Genomic DNA, 16,557 nt, shown 5'->3' with positions numbered 1-16,557 from the left:
GTGCGACCGGAGGGCAGCGCTCCACCCTCTTCCTCACCACCGCAAAGCCGTGCTCTGCCGCGCGGCCGCGCCTGACGACCCGCAGGAGAGACGCCATGAAGACCGACGCTGCCGCCGCGAACCCCCCGCGGCCGCTGAGTCCGCGCGTGCGCAGCGCCCTGATTGCCGGCGCGCTGGTCGTCGTGGCGATCACCGGCCTGCTGATCTATGCCCTCGCCACCGGCCCCCGGGGGCCGGCGCCTCGGCAGGAGGCCGGGGCGCTGCCCGCGACCCGCGCGGACTCCTACGTCCTCGACGACGCCGGCCCGGGCGCGCCGACGCTCGTCGAGTTCATGGACTTCGAGTGCGAGGCCTGCGGCGCCTTCTACCCCGTGGTGGAGCAGATCCGCGAGCAGTACGCGGGTCAGATCAACTACGTCATCCGCTACTTCCCGATCGAGAGTCACGCCAACGCGATGAACGCCGCGCTGGCGGTGGAGGCGGCGGCGCAGCAGGGCCAGGTCGAGGACATGTACCACCGGATGTTCCAGACCCAGGCTGAGTGGGGCGAGCAGCAGACCTCACAGGCCGACCTGTTCCGTTCGTTCGCCGAGGACCTGGGCCTGGATCTGGCCGCGTACGACGACGCGGTCGCGGACCCGGCGACCCAGGAGCGCGTGCAGCAGGACCTCGACGACGGGCAGGCGCTCGGGGTGCAGGGCACGCCGACGTTCTTCCTCGACGGGCAGCGCCTGGAGCTCAGCAGCGTCTCGGACCTGACCGACGCCCTGGACCGCGCGCTCGACGAGTCGGGCGGCGCGTGACCGCCGTCGCCGCCACCCCCGATACGGTCCTGTTCGAGCCCCGGACAGCCGAGCGGCGCCGCGCCGTCGCCCTGGCGGCCCTCGCCGCGGTTGGGCTCGCTGCGGCGTTCGCCCTGCTCCTCGAGCGGTTCGCGGTCCTGGAGGACCCCACTCACGTCCCGAGCTGCACGCTCAACCCGATCCTGTCCTGCACCTCGGTGATGACCTCGGAGCAGGCGTCGGTGTTCGGCTTCCCCAACCCGCTGATCGGCATCGTGGGCTTCACAGTGGTCCTCACCGCAGCCGCGGGCATGCTCAGTGGCGCTCGGTTCGGCGAGTGGTACTGGCTCGCGCTGCAGGCCGGGGTCACCTTCGGGGTGGTGTTCGTGCACTGGCTCGCGTTCCAGAGCCTCTACCGCATCGGCGCGCTCTGTCCGTACTGCCTGGTGGTGTGGGCGGTGATGATCCCGTTGTTCCTGTCGGTGACGCTGCGCAACCTGCAGCGCTGGCAGCTCTCGCTGACCCGGCCTGCCCGAGCGGCCCTCGCGGTGGCCGTCGACTACCGCTCGACGATCCTCACCGCGTGGTACCTGACGATCGCGCTGCTCGCGCTGCAACGGTTCTGGTTCTACTGGTCCACCCTGCTGCCGTGACCGGGACCCATCGCCCTCGGGCGTCGTGCTCGTCCACGAGGTCGCCGAGGTGGTCGTGATCCACAACGGCGTCCGCGCCGCCCGCGCGCCGCGAGGCCCCGCGACCGGGGACGCGCAGCTGGGCCGCGCCGGGGTGGCGCGGGTCGCCGCCGCATGAGACCCACCGAAGCGGTGCTCCTGGCCGCCGACGTCGGATCGACGTTCGCCACCGCCGCCTTCTCCGGCCCCCTGCTCCTCGCGGTGCTCGTGTCACTCGTCGCGGGTGCGGTGTCCTTCGCCTCACCGTGCGTCCTGCCTCTGGTTCCCGGCTACCTGGGGTACCTCAGCGGGCTCACCGCGCAGACCATGCAACCAGTCGGCACCCCGCTCTCGGGCTCCGCACCGGCGCCGCGCCGGGGACGTCTCGCGCTCGGGGTGACGCTTTTCGTCCTCGGGTTCGCGCTCGTGTTCGTCACTCTCGGCACGCTGGCCGGATCCCTGGGCGGGACGCTGCTTCGCTGGCAGGACCCCATCACGCGCGCGCTCGGCGTCGTGGTGATCGTGATGGGCATCGCGTTCCTCGGCGGGGTGCCGTTCCTCCAGCGCGAGGCGCGGGTCCACCGCCGCCCGCCCGCGACCCTGTGGGGCGCGCCGCTGCTCGGGGTCACGTTCGGGCTCGGTTGGACGCCGTGCATCGGCCCCACGCTTGCCGCAGTGATGGCCCTCTCCCTGGAGGGTGGCTCCCCGGCCCGCGGCGCCTTGCTGTCGTCTGCATACGCCTTGGGTCTCGGGTTGCCGTTCGTGCTGCTCGCGCTCGGGCTGCAGCGCAGCTCGCGGCTGCTCGAGGTCGTCCGCCGGCGCCGGCGGATGATCTCCGTGGTCGGCGGCGGCATGCTCGTGCTTATCGGGCTCGCCCTGGTCACCGGCCTGTGGGGCAGGTGGGCGCAGAGCCTGCAGGGGCTGATCGCGATCTTCCAGCCCGTGGTGTGACAGCCACCGCCCGGCCGCGCGGAGGCATGAACCACGCCCGCCTCACCGGACGCGCGATCGATTCCCTGTCGGGGGCGGGGTGGTACCGGCCCTGGTGAGCCGCGAGGCCCGCGAGGCCCCCTCCGGGCTGGGGATGGACCGCAGAACGGTGATCGTCTCGGTGTTCCTGAGGTGAACCTTCAGCGGACCTTCATCGACGACGGAGCTGTTCTCGCCCTGTTGCCGCGAGAGCAGCGGCGATGCTGTCGGAGACCCCCGACGATCCCGGCATGGAGGCCTCATGAGTAGAGACGGCGACCGCCGGTCTGACGTCGTTGGGTGGCTTGCTACCGAGCCCACTTTGGAGGAACTGCGGCGGACCTTCCCGCACGAGTGGGAGCAGGTGCAGATCCGCCTGGTTCGTGCAGCGGATGCTGGCGAGGACGCGCTTCGCGCTCTGGTTGTCGAAGTCAGTGCTCCGCGAGCCGGATCGCCGGACCGGCAGCCGCGGGCGAAGGACCTGGTCGCCCACGAGGTGCGCCGTCAGATGCTCGCGCACGCGATCCAGCGGGCCGCGTTCGAGGCTGAAGCCGGGGCCGACAAGTCCCAGATCGCGTTCGACGCGTTCAGCGGCCGGGTACTGCAGCGGCTGTTCTTCCGGCGCGGCCTGGAGCGCAGACCTGTCTCGATGCTCGCGTACGCGGTGCTGTGGCCGCTCGCGCGCCAGCGCCGCTACGTCATGCCCCTGGTCCGCCCGCGGGGAATCTACTGCTTCTACTCCGCGGCGCTCGTGCGTCAGCTCGCAAAGCTGATCGGGCCGCGCGAGACCCTGGAGATCGCCGCCGGCGACGGCACGCTCACGCGGTTGCTGAAGGAGCGGGGCGTCGACGTCGTCGCCACGGACAACCAGAGCTGGTCGCGGTCGATTGACTACCCCGACCACGTCGCACGCCAGGATGCCGTCTCAGCCCTACGTGCCCGCAAACCCCAGGTCGTGGTGTGCTCGTGGCCCCCGGTCGGCAACGTGTTCGAGCGTGAAGTGTTCCGCACGCCAAGCGTCGAGACCTACATCGTCGTCGGCAGCTCTCGCGAGACCGGCAGCGGGAACTGGTTCGACTACCGGCGACAGACCGGGTTCCAGTTCGTCCACGACTACTCGTTGAGCCGGCTCGTTCTTCCCCGGTACCAGGGGAACGCGGTCCTCGTCTTCCAGCGACGGAAACTCGATGAAGGTGTCCTTGGGATCGACTCGATTCGCTGAGCCCCAGGCCCCCACGCCTCGCCTCGATCGACGTCAGACGACCTCACCCGACCAGCCGGGCTGAGACCAGGACACCGATGCGGCGCCGGATCGTGCGCCACACCCGTGGGAGGTAGCGCGGCCGTCGCCGCACTGTCTGCAGGTCGGCTCATCCGCGGCGGCGGAAGTACCAGAACCGAGTTGCCGTCGAGCAGATGAAGAGCAGCGCGACCCCCGCGATCATCGGGGCGGCGCTCCTCGCCACGACACCGGCGACCGTCAGGCTGCCGCCGACGACCAGAGCCGCGACGATCCAGATGATCGCGACCCGGTCGCCACCCGGCTGGCCGGCCTCGTTACGCACCTTGTGGTCCTCACGGTCCGGGGCGGTCGTCAGATGCCCGAGTACGAGTGCTTGCCGTTGACGAACAGGTTCACGACGGTGAAGTTCGCGATCACGACGGCGTACCCCACGTAGACCAGGTACGCGGCACGCCGGCCCTGCCAGCCACGAGTGGTGCGCGCGTGCAGGTACGCCGCGTACACCACCCACGCGACGAACGTGGCGACCTCCTTGGGATCCCAGCCCCAGTACCGGCCCCACGCCTGCTCAGCCCAGATCGCCCCACCGATCAGCGTCAGCGTCCACAGCACGAACGCGATCGCATTCAACCGGAACGACAGCGCCTCGAGGCGCACCGCGCTGGGGACCGTCCGCAGCCACAACCATGACGGACCGGTGATCCGCCACCGACGCAGCGAACGGCGCAGCTCGTCGCCCACGCGCCACGGGCGATCCAGCCGGGACCGCCCGGACTCGCGGGAATCCTGCAGGACCTGCAGCACCGAGGTCGCGAAAGCGACGGTGAAGATCCCCGTTGCTGCGATGGCGATGCTGACGTGGATGACCAGCCAGTAGCTCTGCAGCGCCGGCTGCACCGCGTCCGCCCGCAGGTAGAACGAGTTCAGCGCGACCACGAGGGACAGCACGGCGATCCCGGTCACAAGCACCCCGACGAACGGCAACATGCGGGTGCGCCGTACGGCAAGAAAGACCACCGCCGCGACCAAGATCCCGACGATCGTGAACTCGTACATGTTGGCGGTCGGCCACCGCCCGGCCGCCACTCCACGCAGGACCACACCGCACAGCAGCAGCGCCGTCGCCAGCGTGGCGGTCGATCGCGCGATCCCCGCCGCGCGGCCGGGCGCGGCGATGGTCGATTCTGCGGTCGTGATTTCGGCCGCGCCGGCACCGACGGCGACCGGGCGGCGCTGCGTTCGGGCCGAGGCATCCGCGACGCGGGCCAGAGCGGTCGAGTACGCGACCAGCGCGATCGCGTACGCAGTCACCGCGCCCCACACGAGCAGGGTGCTGAGGTCTCCGATCGGCACGCCGATCAGCCGATCCGGATGAACAACGGGTCGGACTGCCAGATCTTCCGGATCTGGACCGTCTTGCCGGGTACGGGCGCGTCGACCTGCAGGTTGTCACCGGCGTAGATCGCGATGTGCCCGGGCGACCAGATCAGGTCGCCCGGCTGCGCCTGGTCGCGCGGGACGACCGTGCCTGCGTCTCGTTGGGCCGTCGACGTGCGCGGGATCTTGATGCCGACCTGCGCGTACACGTACGAGGTAAAGCCGGAGCAGTCGAACCCGCTCGGGGTCGTGCCGCCGTACACATAGGGCACACCGACCAGACCCGAGGCGACCGCGACGACGGCGCTGCCGTTCGCGGACTGGGGCACTGGTGCGCCGATCGCGGTCAGCTCCTGCGGTTCGGTGGGCTCGGTTCGTCGCGAGGAGCGGGCTGCCGCCTGATCGGGTCGAGCAGCCGCTTCCTCGACCACCGGCGGGGGAGGCGGTGGCAGCACCGCGGTCGCGCCAGGGACGTCGAACGACCAGGTCGCGGTGACGGGCGCGACTGCACTCGGGGCGGCGGAGGCCAACGCCCGGGCCCCGGCCAGGGCGTTGAGATCGAGAATGCCGGCGCTGCTCTCAGCCGGTTGTGCGGACGCCGGAACCGCTGTGAGCGAGACCGCTAGCCCCGAAGTTGCGACAAGCGTGCCGACCCGACGGCCGGCGAGCGCTCCGGTCGCCCGCGCATTCGCGCTGGCGTCGGTCAACGGCGTCCGGGCGGGGCCGGGAGTGCGATTGCGCGAGCTGACGCGCAGATGAGCAGGCATGTGGGCTCCAGTCGCCTGCGAGGTGCGTTGTCGGTTCGAACGAAGCTCTTCGACCGACCCGGGACTCGCTTTGCCGCCGAGGGCGGTTGAGTGCCCGTGGAGACTGGGTCCCCCCGCTCCTGCCGCGCAACATCGACAAGCCGGGCGGTGGCAGGACTCGGCGTCCGCGCGGCCCCGGACGGCGCCCGGTTCCGAGCGACGCTAGACGGAGCGTCTCAAGCGCTGGTGCTCGCCATCGCACTCTTCAGCGAACCTTCATCACCGCTCCCCAGCCGGGAAGGGCTGCGGGCCACCCGGACGCCCGCGCAGAACGCCCTAGCACACCTCGGGCCGTGGCTGGCAAGCGGGAGGCCGTCGGCCCTCCTCGGCGAGCGCCCGGGCGAGTTGCAGCCTGCCGGGACCGTCTGCTCCCCGGCTGCGACCAGCGGTCCGCAGCTGGTGCGTCAACGCCACCCCCGGGCCGGAGACGCCTGCTAGACATCTTGGCCGGTCCCGAAATCCGGTCGTTGCCGGGTGCCCGCCCGGACGTCCCCGTCGCGGAGGTGGAGCCTGCGACCGGAGCACGTGACCATCCAGCTTCGACCCCCCGGATAGGACGGCGTTCGCTGCTCTGGACACTCCTCTGCGAAAGCGCCCACATCGGCCTTCACCTGCGGCTACGTTGGCCGCAAGGGGCGAAAGTACAACGATGGGATCTAGCGCATGTTGAAGGAAGTCACCACGACGGCACTGGCGGTGGGCCTGGTCCTGCTCGGCACGGCCCCGGCGATCGCCGCCGGCGCGCCGTCGCCCGATGTGCCGCTGACGCAGGGCGAGCCCGGTGACGGTGTCGTCAACGACGACACCGCCCTGCGGGCCGAGCTCGACGCGCTCGCCGCGGTCCAGAGCGAGGACGAGGTCGACGCGATCCTGAACTCCGGGCAGCAGGTCCAGGCCCTGTACGACGTCGAGGCCGGCGAGTACGTCTCGGCGTTCGTCGAGGAGCCCACGATCGTCACGCGGGCGATCACTCAGCGCGGCCCCGGGTGCGCGAGCGGTGACGCGTGCATCGTCAACAAGACGATCGGGTTCTACGGGACCGGTCAGCTCACGTTCAAGTCCTCGATCTCCGGGGTCACCAAGGTCAGCGCCGGCAACAAGGTGACGACCTGGTGGCGCAGCGCCACGGTCGGCGTCTACCAGAACGTGAACGTGACGACCACGTTCACCAGCCCGATCACCCTGGTGTCCATCACCAGGAGCTGACGGCGCGCGCCGGCGGCGCGCACAGGAGCAGGGCAGGAGCCCCGGGGCGCCTCGGCGACCCGGGGCTCCTGCGCGTCCCGACCCGCGAGCAGGCCCGGTCGCGACCGCGGTCAGCCGGGGATGTTCCGGGGGTCGCGGCCGTAGGAGTTCTTCTCGTGCACCTGGCCATCCAGCCCGTGGATGTGGTGCTCGGCGCCGCGCGCGATCGCCTCCTCGCGGCCCGCCGCCACCGCGGCGTCCTTCGTGTCGTGCCGGTCGCCCACCTGGCGGCCGGCGACCTCGTTGATCCACGCACCGTCGCTGTGCACCGTGTGCACGCCGTTGCCCTGGCTCATTGGAGACCTCCTAGTTCGACGTCACGGCCAGTTTCACCGCGCCATCGATCGACGGCATCCGCAGCCGGGGCAGCACGAGGTGGGCAAGCGCGGAATCGTCAGGCATTCGCGTGGGAACCGGGGTCGGCGCGTTGAACGCGACCCGTCCCGGGGACCGAGCCGCGGGTGTGTCAACGCCACGCCCTACACTCGTGCCTGCCACCTCACATCACGTAGCTGACTGTTCCAGGACCCGGTGGGAGGGGTCGCCTCATGCCTCGCAGCTGCGGGGAGATGGGAGGTGGTGGCAGTGGCAGACGAACCGTGTCAGCACTGTCAGAGGACCGAAGCTTCTGAACAGCGAACGACCGGCCGAGCCGCGAAGGTTGCACCCTTCGTGAAGCAACTCATGCCGGTCGTCGTGGAAGTTATTCGCCTCATCCGTGAACTCGTAGCCTGAGTTCACAACACCGTGGTGACGTCCCGTCATGGACCTCGTCCGTGGCGGGGCGTCGCCACACTGCTATCAGGATGTTAACACCGTGGTGGCTAACGGGCACAGAGCCCGTGAGCCACAGCGGGACTCGCTGACATGACGAGTGCGGGAAGTTCCGTCGTCACCACGAGCGCAAGATCTTCCGGACGCGCTGCGAGAACTTCTCGCGGACAAGATGGCGGACAAGATCCCGGAGCGCCCGGCTCCCCGACGCCGTGACCTGCGAGAACATCGACGCGACGTCGCGCCTGCCGCCTGCCGTATCCCTCGCAGCGACTCGCGCTCCGCGCTCCTAGCTGCTCGCCCCACCCCGGGTCCGGGGCGCTCGAGGTGCACCACCGCCAGCCGGCGCCCCAGGGGCACCAGCTGGTACCGGTCGCGCCTACGGCGCGCTGCACCCCATCGGCGCCCGAGCCGGCCTCCCACCACCAGGCCATCGCGGCCCACCTCGGCCGGTATCAGGCCGTCGCTCCCCACCCGATGCCTGCGCGCCATGACGTAGCCCACCCCGTCGCTGCGCGCCGGCATGCGCGACGTCACAGCGCTCCGGCCTCGCGCGGGGCCCCTCCCGCTCCTCGGCCTGATACCTCGCGCCTGCCGGTGAGGCCCGAAAGACACGGGCACTCACCGGCCGGACCAACCGGTACCGGATCACACCGAGGAGAGGGTCACCATGACCACCACCAGCACCACCCAGCCCGCACCCGCCGCACTGCCTGACGGCGTCGAGTTCCTGTACATGAACCCGGCCGACCTCATCGTGGACGCCAACATCCGCACCGACGCGGCCATCACCCCCGAGTTCCGCCAGTCGATCCGCGACCTCGGCGTCCGCGTCCCCGTCACCGCGGTCCGCGCTCCCGAGGGCATCAAGGTCCGCGAGGGCCAGCGCCGCACCATCACCGCCACCCAGGAGCAGGTCCCGGCCATCCCCGTCTACGTCGTGCCCGACGGCGGCGACGTCGAGCGGATCATCGGCCAGTTGGCCGAGAACCACGACCGCGCCGCGATGACCCAGCCCGACACCGCCGCCGCCTACGAGCAGTTGGCCCTGCTCGGGCTGTCCGCCTCCCAGATCGCCAAGCGCACCCGCCGCACCAAGGCCGAGGTCACCGCCGGGCTCACCGTCGCCAAGTCCACCACCGCCGCCGAGGCCGCCGAGGGGTACGCGCTCGACCTGGTGTCCGCCGCGCTGTTCGCGGAGTTCGACGGCGACGAGGACGCCACCCGGACCCTGCGGTGGGCCGCCGAGCGCGGCGGCTCCCTCGCCCACGCCGCCCAGCGCATCCGCGACGAGCGCGCCCGCACCCAGGCGCTCGACACCGAGCGCGCCCGCCTCACCGCCGACGGCGTCACCATCACCCCCAAGCCCGGGTACTACGAGGTCACCCCCCGCCGCGAGGTCACCGCCCTGCGCGCCAAGGGCCACACCGAGCCCCTGACCCCCGAGCAGCACGCCACCTGCCCCCACCACGCCGCCTACGTCCACTACGACGACGCCACCGCCACCGCCGAGGCCGTCTACATCTGCACCGACTACAAGGCCGCCGGGCACCTGCGGTGGACCGACCCCGCCGCCAAGGCCGAGCGGACCCCCGTGTCCGAGGCCGAGCGGGCCGAGCGCCGCCAGGTCCGCGAGAACAACGCGGCCTGGCGCTCGGCCGAGAAGGTGCGGCGCGACTGGCTGGCGGCCACCATCGCCCGCCGCAAGACCCCGCCGAAGGGCGCCGCCGAGTTGGTCGCCGACGCCATCGTGAACCAGGCCTCCCGGCTCTCCTACGCCGCCGACCGGGGCTTCCAGGTCGCCGCCAGCCTGCTCGGGCACACCGGCGAGTACGGCGGCCGCCAGTACATCGCCAACCTGCTGAGCAAGGCCAACACCCCCCGCTCGCACGTCATCACCCTCGTGGTCGTCCTGGCCGCCATCGAGGAGTGCACCGGCGTGCACTCCTGGCGCAACGCCTCCGGCGACAGCGGCGCCGCCGACTACCTGACCACGCTGGAGACCTGGGGATACCAGTTGTCCGACATCGAGCAGGTCGCGTGCGGCCGCACCCCCGCCACCGACCCCGACCCCGAGCCCGCCGAGGCGGCCGCACCGGCAGCCTGACCCCCAGCCGCAGGACGCCCGGCCGGAACCAGTCCGAATGGCTCCGGCCGGGCGCGGGCGGCGGATCGCAGGGGCAGGACCACCGCCCGCCACACCGTAGCGAGGAGAGGACCACTCACCACCCCATCCTGGTGAGCCCCCGCGCGCCCACAGCCATCGGGCGGGTGTGGCCGGCGCCGGGCGCATCGAGCGCCGGCACCGACCGCCAGGGCCTCCGGCCCCGGACCCCGGCGACGATCAGCCCGCAGCCGGTCACCGCACGCTGTTCACCGCGGCCGCGGACCTGGGGGCCGCTTCAGCAGGAACGCGCTCGAGCCCGATCCGGCACCTCGCATTTGGGCGCCAGCAACTCTACTCGCGGTTCGAGATCCACTGATCGAAAGTCCCCCGACGCAGCGCTCTGACCTGCTAGGTTCCGTCTGGGCGCCGATTGGCGCCCAGAATGCAATTTTCCAGGGGGCTTTTCCGCATGCGCTCTTTCCGTTCCCTCATCGCCGTGGCCACGTGCGCAGGAGTCCTGGCCATCTCCGGCCAGGCCGCGATCGCCGACGACGACACCGACGCGACCGTCATCGACGGCATCGAGGTGAGCGTCCCGGGTGTCGAGACGTCCGCTGACCTCGAGGCGTTCATCCTGTCCGACGAGTCGAAGACCGTCACGAGCAACCCTTCGAACGGCGAGATCATCTCGGTCGAGACCGGTCAGTCCCTGGTGTCGCCGCTGACGACCTCCTCGAACGTGTGCAAGACCGGCAACATGTGCCTGTTCGGCACCGGGGTGCCCAACGCCAACTACGGCTTCACCGGCGCCGGAACGATGCGGGGCAACTGGCCGGCTCGCACCAAGTACACGTCCGGCAGCTGGACCGCCAAGGTCAGGTTCGCCAACGGGATCGTGAGCCCCGAGGTCGGCCCGAACAGCACCAACCTCTTCGACAGGGTCACCGACGTCATCGCCGTCAGCCTGCGATGACGCACCGCGCCTTCTGAGACCAGAGTCTCCTCGGCGCCCACGCGAGTACGACGAAGGCTCGTTCACCGGCTCGGTGAACGAGCCTTCGTCGTCACCGGACGGCCTGGCACACGAGCGACGCCCGCGTCCCTGGCCCACACGATCCGCTTGATGACCGCGGCCATTGCTGCGGGCGCGGTCACCGGCAGGCCCGGGCTTGCACCCACTGCTCCGGCAGGAACGTGCCTCGGCCCGGCACCAGCACCCCGTGCTCGGTCACCAGCAGCTCGTAGGCGCACAGCGCCTCGTCGACCGCCAGCGGCTGCCCGCACTGCAGCACCGGGTGCGACGTCAGGACGACCAGGGTCAGGGCCCGGGTGTCCTCCCCGCGGTCCCGATCGCGGATCCACGACCCGTCGACGGTCGCCGGCCCGCCGGCGCCCGGCGGGGCCGCGAGCACTCCCTCGGCATCGACCAGGAGCTCGTACACCCGGGCGGCGTCCTCCGGGTCGAGCGGCGTTCGTCCTCCGGGGCAGAACAGCACGCCGTTCGTCGTCAGGACCTCGATCGTCTGCGTCTTCGCGTCGTTGCGAGCCATGCCCGACGGTCCCGACAGGTCGTTGAGTGTGGCAAGGGCGAGAACCTCACACCCGGGTCCTGCTCGCTGGCCGGCGCCGACCCTCCACGGCTCCGACCAGCGAGGACGGCGCCCGCGATCGGGTCCGGGACGCCGCCGGACCGCACCGTAGCGACTCATCCGTCTGTTGCGTACACCCAGGTGACCACCTATCCGGCGTGCCGTAGGTGCCCGCGCGCCCAAGATACTCAGCCGGCGCCGGCAGACGGCACCAGCTGATGCCCGACGCGCCTACGGCGCGCAGCACCCCTCCGAGCGCGCCGGTCGGTCCCGTCGTGCCTGGCCATCGCGGCTCACCAGGGCCGGTACCACCCCGCCCGCACCCCACCCGATGCCGTGCGGGCCTGAGCGATCCCACACCGACGCTGCGCGCCGGCATGCGATCCCTCACCCCCACCCGTCCCCGCGCGGGGCCCCGACGCGGACGGCGCGGCACCTCGCGCACGCCGGTGAGGCCGGGCACGCCCAGCGCTCACCGGCCCACCAACCCCGACGCGAGGAGGAACCCGTCATGGCCCGCAAGATCACCACCCGCACCACCCCCGAGCAGCGCCGCGAGCAGGCCACCGCCCTGCACAACAGCATCGCCGAGCAGGTCGAGACCCTGCGCGGAACCGACCAGTGGCGCGCGTTCCTCGACCTGTCCCGCGGGTTCCACGCCTACTCACTGAACAACCTGCTGCTCATCTGGTCCCAGCGACCCGACGCGACCCGCGTCGCCGGGTTCCGCCAGTGGCAAGCCCGCGGCCGCCAGGTCCGTAAGGGCGAGAAGGCCATCCGCATCTTCGGATACGCCACCGCGAAGATCACCGACGGCACCGACGCCCCCGACGACGAGCGCACCGAGACCGACGAGAACGGCCAGCGCCGCCGCGTCTGGTACCCCGTGCTGTCCGTGTTCGACATCGCCCAGACCGACCCGACCGACCCCGACGCCGCCGACCCCGCCGACCTGACGAAAACCCTCACCGGCGCCGACCACCTCGGAGTCCTCACCGCCGTGAGCGACTACCTGACCGCCGGCGGCTGGCGCGTCGAGCGCGAGGCGCTGCCCCCGGGCCTGGGCGGGTTCACCGACTTCAAGACCCGGCGCGTGGTCATCGCCACCGACGTCGAGCCCGCACAGGCCGCCAAGACCGCGCTGCACGAGGCAGCCCACGCGTACCTGCACGGCGACCTGGAGCCCGGGGAGTACCAGCAGCACCGAGGCACCTACGAGACCGAGGCCGAGTCCGTCGCCTACGTCGTCGCCGGCCTGCTCGGCCTCGACACCAGCGCCTACACCATCGGGTACGTCGCCGGATGGTCAGACGCCGACACCGACCTCATCCGCTCGACCGCCGCCAACGTGCTGCGCGCCGCGCACGCCATCGCCGACGCCATTACCACCCCCGCCAACCTCGACGCCGCCGCCTGACCAACCACGGTGCCCGGCCGCACACCGCAGCCGGGCACCGCGGCCCCCACCCCCCGGGCGGTGCGCGGCCCTCGCCGGCATCGAGCCGGCGAGGACCGCCGGCCGGGCGCCGACGCGAGGACAGGTGGCCGTCGCTGCCGTCGCCCGGCCGTCGCGGACCCCGTGCGCCGCGGGCGCCGGCGCCCACGGCCAGGGCCTCCGGCCCCGGACCCCGGCGACGATCAGCCCGTAGCCAGCTGGCCCGGTGCACCCCTCGCCCACCCGGGCACGCCGCGAGCTCCATCGCTGCGCGGCTCGCGGCGCACACAGGTGGACGACGGGACCCAGCAGGCGCCCGCACACAGGCCGCGCCGTCACCCCGAGCAGTCGGCCGGCGGTTCGGATCGCGCGACCTGTGCACGGCCTCACCCCGGTGGCGCTCACCTCGAGCGCGTGGTGCACCGCGGCCGCCGCGGGCGGCGCGGCCCACCGCCAGGGCCTCCGGCCCCGGACCCCGGCGACGCGTCGCGAACCCGGTGCTGTGGTCCCGGGCGGGGTGCGGGTCACCTGCGGGCCCATCGATCCGAGCCGCTGATCGTTGTCGCGCCGCCGTGGGCGTCAAGGGCCGATCACCTCCCGTAGCCGGTCCCGGAAGGTGCTCCGCACCTGCGGTGGCTGCGTCGGTCGGTCTGGCCCTTGACCCCCACGGCTCTGCGACATGGGCCTCCGGCTATCGAAGCGATGGCCAGCCGCACCGAGGCCACCGGCGCCGGAACCAACCGGCTCTGACCAGGAGGAACACCCTGCGCACCACCCTGAACCTCACCGTCGAGATCGACACCGCCGCCTGGGCCGAGGCCTACGGCAGTGAGACGGCCGCCGACATCCGCGCCGACGTCCTCACCTACCTGCGCACCCACGTCAACGGCGCAGCCGGCCCCGTCAGCGTCATCGCCGCCAGCGTCGTCGCCGATCCCGAGCACGGCGACCAGCACCCCACCCCGGCAGTCCAGATCGGCCTCCACCGGGCCAGCGCGCTCGCCCAGGTCTGGCTCAGGAGCGTGGACCTCCCCGCGTACAACGCCTGGCAGCAGCGCTACATGGCCGCCGACACCGTCGAGGACGCACGCGCCGACAAGCACGAGCTCATCGCCCAGTGGTGCGACGCCGGCTGCCCGGCGCCCGCACCGGCCCCCAGCCCCGCGCCCCGCGGCGGGCTGGCCCGCATCGTGCGGCGCCTCACCCGTCGCTGACTCCACCCGCTCGCCCTGTCAGCCGCCCACCCGACAGGAGGACCACCGTGAACATCACCGTCTACAGCAAGCCCGACTGCGTGCAGTGCGACGCGACCTACCGCGCCCTGGACAAGGCCAGCCTGCAGTACGAGATCGTCGACATCACCACCGACGCCGACGCCCGCGACTACGTCATGGGCCTGGGGCACCTGCAGGCGCCCGTCGTCGTCGCCGACGGCCAGCACTGGTCCGGGTACCGCCCGGACCAGATCACCGCCCTCGCCGACCACTCGCACGTGAGCGTCGCGCCGTGAACCCCGCCGACCCGACCGAGGCCCAAGTCGTCGACGAGCTCGCCTACCGGGCGCTGTGGTCCCGCGCCGAGGCCGAGACCATCCGCGCCCGCGACCCGCGGTGGGCGCTCGGCGGCGCCGCGCTGCGGCCCGCGCTCGCCGCGCTGATCCACGACCACGACGCCCACCGCCCCGACGCCCCCGCCCGCGGGCCGGCCCGCGCAGCGAGCATCTGGGACTGGATCGAGACCCGAGCAGCCCAGGTCGACGCACGGCGCGCCGCTCGCCAGTCCTGGGCCCTGAACGGGCGGCGAGGACCGCAGCCGGCCGGCCCCGCACGCGAGGTGAGAGACGGCCTCTACGCCCGCGCCGAAGGGCGGCCCGACCCGGGCCTGCTCGCCCACGCGCCCGCCGTGCTCACCGCGCTGCCCGCCATCATCGCCCCCGACGCGCACCAGGAGGGCAGCACCGCGCGCCTGCTGCACACCCTCGGCCGGCTCCGCGACGCCGACCTCGCTGCCCAGCTGGAGGTGCTGGCATGACCACCACCCTGCCCATCGATCGGATCGTGCCGAACCCCGAGAACATCCGGAGCCAGCTGCGGGGCATGGACGAGTTGGTCGCGGCCGTGCGCGAGGTCGGGATCCTGCACCCGATCACCGTCACCCCGAGAGCCGACGGCCGGTTCCGCATCATCGACGGCCACCGCCGCTACGAGGCCGCCCGCCGCGTCGGGCTCCAGGTCATCCCCGTCATCGCCCGGCGCACCCGAACCGGGATCGACCACACCTTCCTCATGCTGATCGCCGCCCTGCACGACCCGCTCACCCCGCTCGAGGAAGCGGCCGCGTTCGCCAAGCTCCGCGACGCCGGCGTGCCGTTCGTCGACATCGCCCGCAAGAGCGGACGGTCCGCCGGCACCGTCCGCGACCGCCTGGCCCTGCTGCGCCTGCCCGAGGAGGCCCGGGCCATGCTCGATGACGGCCGCCTGCCGCTGTCCAGCGCCGTCGACCTGGCCCGCGGCGTCACCACCGGCACCCCACGCGCGGTCCCCGCCCGCACGGACGGCCGGCGCACCGGCTGGTTCACCAAGACCCACCGCCTCGCTGACGCCGTCCGCGCCGCCTGCACCCACCGCGGCACCCGCCAGATGGTCGGCGGCATCGGCTGCGGCCAGTGCTGGGAAGACGCCATCACCGAAGACGCCTCGCAACGGCCCGATTCTGTGGTCCCTTTTCGTGGTACTCTTTAGTCATGCCGGTGGAGTGGACGGACAGCGCAGCGCGACACGCGATCTCGCGTGAGGACGCCCTGTACGCAATCACCCACGCCGTCGGCAGCGAGGAGTTGGAAGGGCGACCTGGGGAGACGACGGTGGTGTACGTCGGCCGCCCGCACGCGCAGTCCGACCGCTACCTCGAGGTGATCGTCGCCCAGCGCCACCCGCGCACGATGGTCATCTTCCACGTGATGGAGCTGTCAGACCTGTACCGGCACCTGGTGAGCGAGGGAGAGTGAGCACGATGAGCGAGTACGACGAGCTGGCCGACCGCGCGCAGCGCGGCGAGATGACCAGCAAGCCGGGCACGGCGCGCCGAGGCCCGAGCGCCGCCGAGGCTGGCCGGCAGATGCTCATGCAGGCCACCGGGCAGAACGACCCGGACGAGGCCGTGCGGGTCGCCCTGGGTCGACCGCGCCTGGGTTCCGAGGGCCCGTCGCCGGTCTGGAAGGTGCGCGCCAGCGCCCAGCTCGACGCCCAGGTCCGCGCAGCGGCGGCCGCCAGGCACGTCCCGATGTCGCAGCTGGTCCGAGAGGCTGTCGCCGCGTACCTCGTCAAGGCCGGCTGAAGTCCTGACCCCCCGGGCGGCGGCCGACGACGGTCGGACCCCGACGGCCGGGCGTCGACGCGCGGACAGGTGGCCGTCGTTGCCGTCGCCCGGCCGTCGCGAACCCCGTGCGCCGCGGGCGCCGGCGCCGGCGCCCGCGGCCAGGGCCTCCGGCCCCGGACCCCGGCGACGCGCGCCCGCCCGGGCCGTGGTCCCGGGCGGGCGCGCGGGTCACCCCCGGGCC

Annotated in this window: 20 protein-coding genes; 15 read left to right on the top strand and 5 right to left on the bottom strand. The window is 72.3% G+C overall.

The features are described from left to right. Window positions 1-95: 95 nt before the first annotated feature. From J5O08_RS10210 to J5O08_RS10195, 5 genes are all read left to right on the top strand, one after another. Window positions 96-803 (top strand): thioredoxin domain-containing protein, encoded by a 708-nt coding sequence (locus J5O08_RS10210; protein ID WP_218706739.1) that lies wholly within the window; start codon window positions 96-98, stop codon window positions 801-803. Further along, on the top strand, window positions 800-1,435 hold the full coding sequence (locus J5O08_RS10205) for a vitamin K epoxide reductase family protein (RefSeq protein WP_239192350.1): 636 nt from the start codon (window positions 800-802) through the stop codon (window positions 1,433-1,435). The genes J5O08_RS10210 and J5O08_RS10205 overlap by 4 nt, the downstream gene beginning before the upstream one ends. Before the next feature lie 25 nt (window positions 1,436-1,460). Next, the gene (locus tag J5O08_RS20920; RefSeq protein ID WP_255589584.1) at window positions 1,461-1,592 is read left to right on the top strand and encodes a hypothetical protein; all 132 of its coding nucleotides are present in this window, start codon (window positions 1,461-1,463) and stop codon (window positions 1,590-1,592) included. Continuing rightward, the gene (locus tag J5O08_RS10200) at window positions 1,589-2,404 is read left to right on the top strand and encodes a cytochrome c biogenesis CcdA family protein (RefSeq protein WP_218706737.1); all 816 of its coding nucleotides are present in this window, start codon (window positions 1,589-1,591) and stop codon (window positions 2,402-2,404) included. The genes J5O08_RS20920 and J5O08_RS10200 overlap by 4 nt, the downstream gene beginning before the upstream one ends. Window positions 2,405-2,786: 382 nt before the next feature. Further along, a complete protein-coding gene (locus tag J5O08_RS10195; protein WP_218706736.1) occupies window positions 2,787-3,644 on the top strand; it encodes a class I SAM-dependent methyltransferase in 858 nt (285 codons plus the stop codon). Window positions 3,645-3,792: 148 nt separating this feature from the next. On the opposite strand, the gene J5O08_RS10190 is transcribed toward J5O08_RS10195, so the two are convergent. The 3 genes from J5O08_RS10190 to J5O08_RS10180 are packed head-to-tail and all read right to left on the bottom strand — an operon-like array spanning window position 3,793 to window position 5,809. Then, the gene (locus J5O08_RS10190; RefSeq protein ID WP_218706735.1) at window positions 3,793-3,987 is read right to left on the bottom strand and encodes a hypothetical protein; all 195 of its coding nucleotides are present in this window, start codon (window positions 3,985-3,987) and stop codon (window positions 3,793-3,795) included. Between the two features lie 29 nt (window positions 3,988-4,016). Next, on the bottom strand, window positions 4,017-5,018 hold the full coding sequence (ccsB, locus tag J5O08_RS10185) for a c-type cytochrome biogenesis protein CcsB (RefSeq protein ID WP_218706734.1): 1,002 nt from the start codon (window positions 5,016-5,018) through the stop codon (window positions 4,017-4,019). A gap of 5 nt (window positions 5,019-5,023) precedes the next feature. Continuing rightward, window positions 5,024-5,809, bottom strand: coding sequence for a C40 family peptidase (locus tag J5O08_RS10180; protein ID WP_218706733.1), 786 nt, complete (start codon window positions 5,807-5,809; stop codon window positions 5,024-5,026). Window positions 5,810-6,511: 702 nt separating this feature from the next. Between J5O08_RS10180 and J5O08_RS10175 the strand changes: the two genes are divergently transcribed. Next, window positions 6,512-7,054 carry a hypothetical protein gene (locus J5O08_RS10175; RefSeq protein ID WP_218706732.1) on the top strand — a complete coding sequence of 181 codons (543 nt, stop codon included), beginning with the start codon at window positions 6,512-6,514 and terminating at the stop codon, window positions 7,052-7,054. A gap of 110 nt (window positions 7,055-7,164) precedes the next feature. On the opposite strand, the gene J5O08_RS10170 is transcribed toward J5O08_RS10175, so the two are convergent. After that, window positions 7,165-7,389, bottom strand: a complete 225-nt coding sequence (locus tag J5O08_RS10170; protein WP_218706731.1) for a DUF2188 domain-containing protein — start codon at window positions 7,387-7,389, stop codon at window positions 7,165-7,167. A 1,148-nt stretch (window positions 7,390-8,537) separates the two neighbouring features. Between J5O08_RS10170 and J5O08_RS10165 the strand changes: the two genes are divergently transcribed. After that, window positions 8,538-9,974 carry a ParB N-terminal domain-containing protein gene (locus J5O08_RS10165; protein WP_218706730.1) on the top strand — a complete coding sequence of 479 codons (1,437 nt, stop codon included), beginning with the start codon at window positions 8,538-8,540 and terminating at the stop codon, window positions 9,972-9,974. 496 nt (window positions 9,975-10,470) lie between these two features. Beyond that, window positions 10,471-10,947 (top strand): hypothetical protein, encoded by a 477-nt coding sequence (locus J5O08_RS10160; RefSeq protein ID WP_218706729.1) that lies wholly within the window; start codon window positions 10,471-10,473, stop codon window positions 10,945-10,947. A 178-nt stretch (window positions 10,948-11,125) separates the two neighbouring features. On the opposite strand, the gene J5O08_RS10155 is transcribed toward J5O08_RS10160, so the two are convergent. Continuing rightward, on the bottom strand, window positions 11,126-11,524 hold the full coding sequence (locus tag J5O08_RS10155) for a hypothetical protein (protein WP_218706728.1): 399 nt from the start codon (window positions 11,522-11,524) through the stop codon (window positions 11,126-11,128). Between the two features lie 550 nt (window positions 11,525-12,074). On the opposite strand from J5O08_RS10155, the gene J5O08_RS10150 reads away from it, so the two are divergent. The 7 genes from J5O08_RS10150 to J5O08_RS10120 all read left to right on the top strand — a co-directional run bounded on the left by J5O08_RS10150 (window position 12,075) and on the right by J5O08_RS10120 (window position 16,334). Next, window positions 12,075-12,980, top strand: coding sequence for an ArdC family protein (locus J5O08_RS10150; RefSeq protein ID WP_218706727.1), 906 nt, complete (start codon window positions 12,075-12,077; stop codon window positions 12,978-12,980). 650 nt (window positions 12,981-13,630) lie between these two features. Next, window positions 13,631-14,212 carry a hypothetical protein gene (locus tag J5O08_RS10145; RefSeq protein ID WP_218706726.1) on the top strand — a complete coding sequence of 194 codons (582 nt, stop codon included), beginning with the start codon at window positions 13,631-13,633 and terminating at the stop codon, window positions 14,210-14,212. Window positions 14,213-14,259: 47 nt separating this feature from the next. Continuing rightward, a complete protein-coding gene (gene nrdH, locus J5O08_RS10140; RefSeq protein ID WP_218706725.1) occupies window positions 14,260-14,508 on the top strand; it encodes a glutaredoxin-like protein NrdH in 249 nt (82 codons plus the stop codon). Further along, the gene (locus J5O08_RS10135; protein WP_218706724.1) at window positions 14,505-15,029 is read left to right on the top strand and encodes a hypothetical protein; all 525 of its coding nucleotides are present in this window, start codon (window positions 14,505-14,507) and stop codon (window positions 15,027-15,029) included. The genes nrdH and J5O08_RS10135 overlap by 4 nt, the downstream gene beginning before the upstream one ends. After that, window positions 15,026-15,739 carry a ParB/RepB/Spo0J family partition protein gene (locus J5O08_RS10130; RefSeq protein WP_218706723.1) on the top strand — a complete coding sequence of 238 codons (714 nt, stop codon included), beginning with the start codon at window positions 15,026-15,028 and terminating at the stop codon, window positions 15,737-15,739. Before J5O08_RS10135 ends, J5O08_RS10130 begins: the two co-directional genes overlap by 4 nt. Before the next feature lie 2 nt (window positions 15,740-15,741). Further along, window positions 15,742-16,005: a hypothetical protein gene (locus J5O08_RS10125; protein WP_218706722.1), complete on the top strand. Its 264-nt coding sequence runs from the start codon at window positions 15,742-15,744 to the stop codon at window positions 16,003-16,005. 5 nt (window positions 16,006-16,010) lie between these two features. Then, window positions 16,011-16,334 (top strand): ribbon-helix-helix protein, CopG family, encoded by a 324-nt coding sequence (locus J5O08_RS10120; RefSeq protein ID WP_218706721.1) that lies wholly within the window; start codon window positions 16,011-16,013, stop codon window positions 16,332-16,334. Window positions 16,335-16,557: the final 223 nt, after the last annotated feature.

This window comes from Cellulomonas sp. PS-H5 (genome assembly GCF_019265565.1).
In the GTDB taxonomy this organism is placed as follows: domain Bacteria; phylum Actinomycetota; class Actinomycetes; order Actinomycetales; family Cellulomonadaceae; genus Cellulomonas.
This window is presented reverse-complemented; position numbering and strand designations above follow the sequence as displayed.

Excerpts from the sequence above, each read along its gene's own strand:
- J5O08_RS10150 (WP_218706727.1), top strand. The coding sequence starts at position 12,075 with ATGGCCCGCAAGATCACCACCCGCACCACCCCCGAGCAGCGCCGCGAG.
- J5O08_RS10155 (WP_218706728.1), bottom strand. The coding sequence starts at position 11,524 with ATGGCTCGCAACGACGCGAAGACGCAGACGATCGAGGTCCTGACGACG.
- J5O08_RS10180 (WP_218706733.1), bottom strand. The coding sequence starts at position 5,809 with ATGCCTGCTCATCTGCGCGTCAGCTCGCGCAATCGCACTCCCGGCCCC.
- J5O08_RS10125 (WP_218706722.1), top strand. The coding sequence starts at position 15,742 with ATGCCGGTGGAGTGGACGGACAGCGCAGCGCGACACGCGATCTCGCGT.
- J5O08_RS10120 (WP_218706721.1), top strand. The coding sequence starts at position 16,011 with ATGAGCGAGTACGACGAGCTGGCCGACCGCGCGCAGCGCGGCGAGATG.
- J5O08_RS10200 (WP_218706737.1), top strand. The coding sequence starts at position 1,589 with ATGAGACCCACCGAAGCGGTGCTCCTGGCCGCCGACGTCGGATCGACG.
- J5O08_RS10170 (WP_218706731.1), bottom strand. The coding sequence starts at position 7,389 with ATGAGCCAGGGCAACGGCGTGCACACGGTGCACAGCGACGGTGCGTGG.
- J5O08_RS10130 (WP_218706723.1), top strand. The coding sequence starts at position 15,026 with ATGACCACCACCCTGCCCATCGATCGGATCGTGCCGAACCCCGAGAAC.
- J5O08_RS10165 (WP_218706730.1), top strand. The coding sequence starts at position 8,538 with ATGACCACCACCAGCACCACCCAGCCCGCACCCGCCGCACTGCCTGAC.
- J5O08_RS10175 (WP_218706732.1), top strand. The coding sequence starts at position 6,512 with ATGTTGAAGGAAGTCACCACGACGGCACTGGCGGTGGGCCTGGTCCTG.
- J5O08_RS10210 (WP_218706739.1), top strand. The coding sequence starts at position 96 with ATGAAGACCGACGCTGCCGCCGCGAACCCCCCGCGGCCGCTGAGTCCG.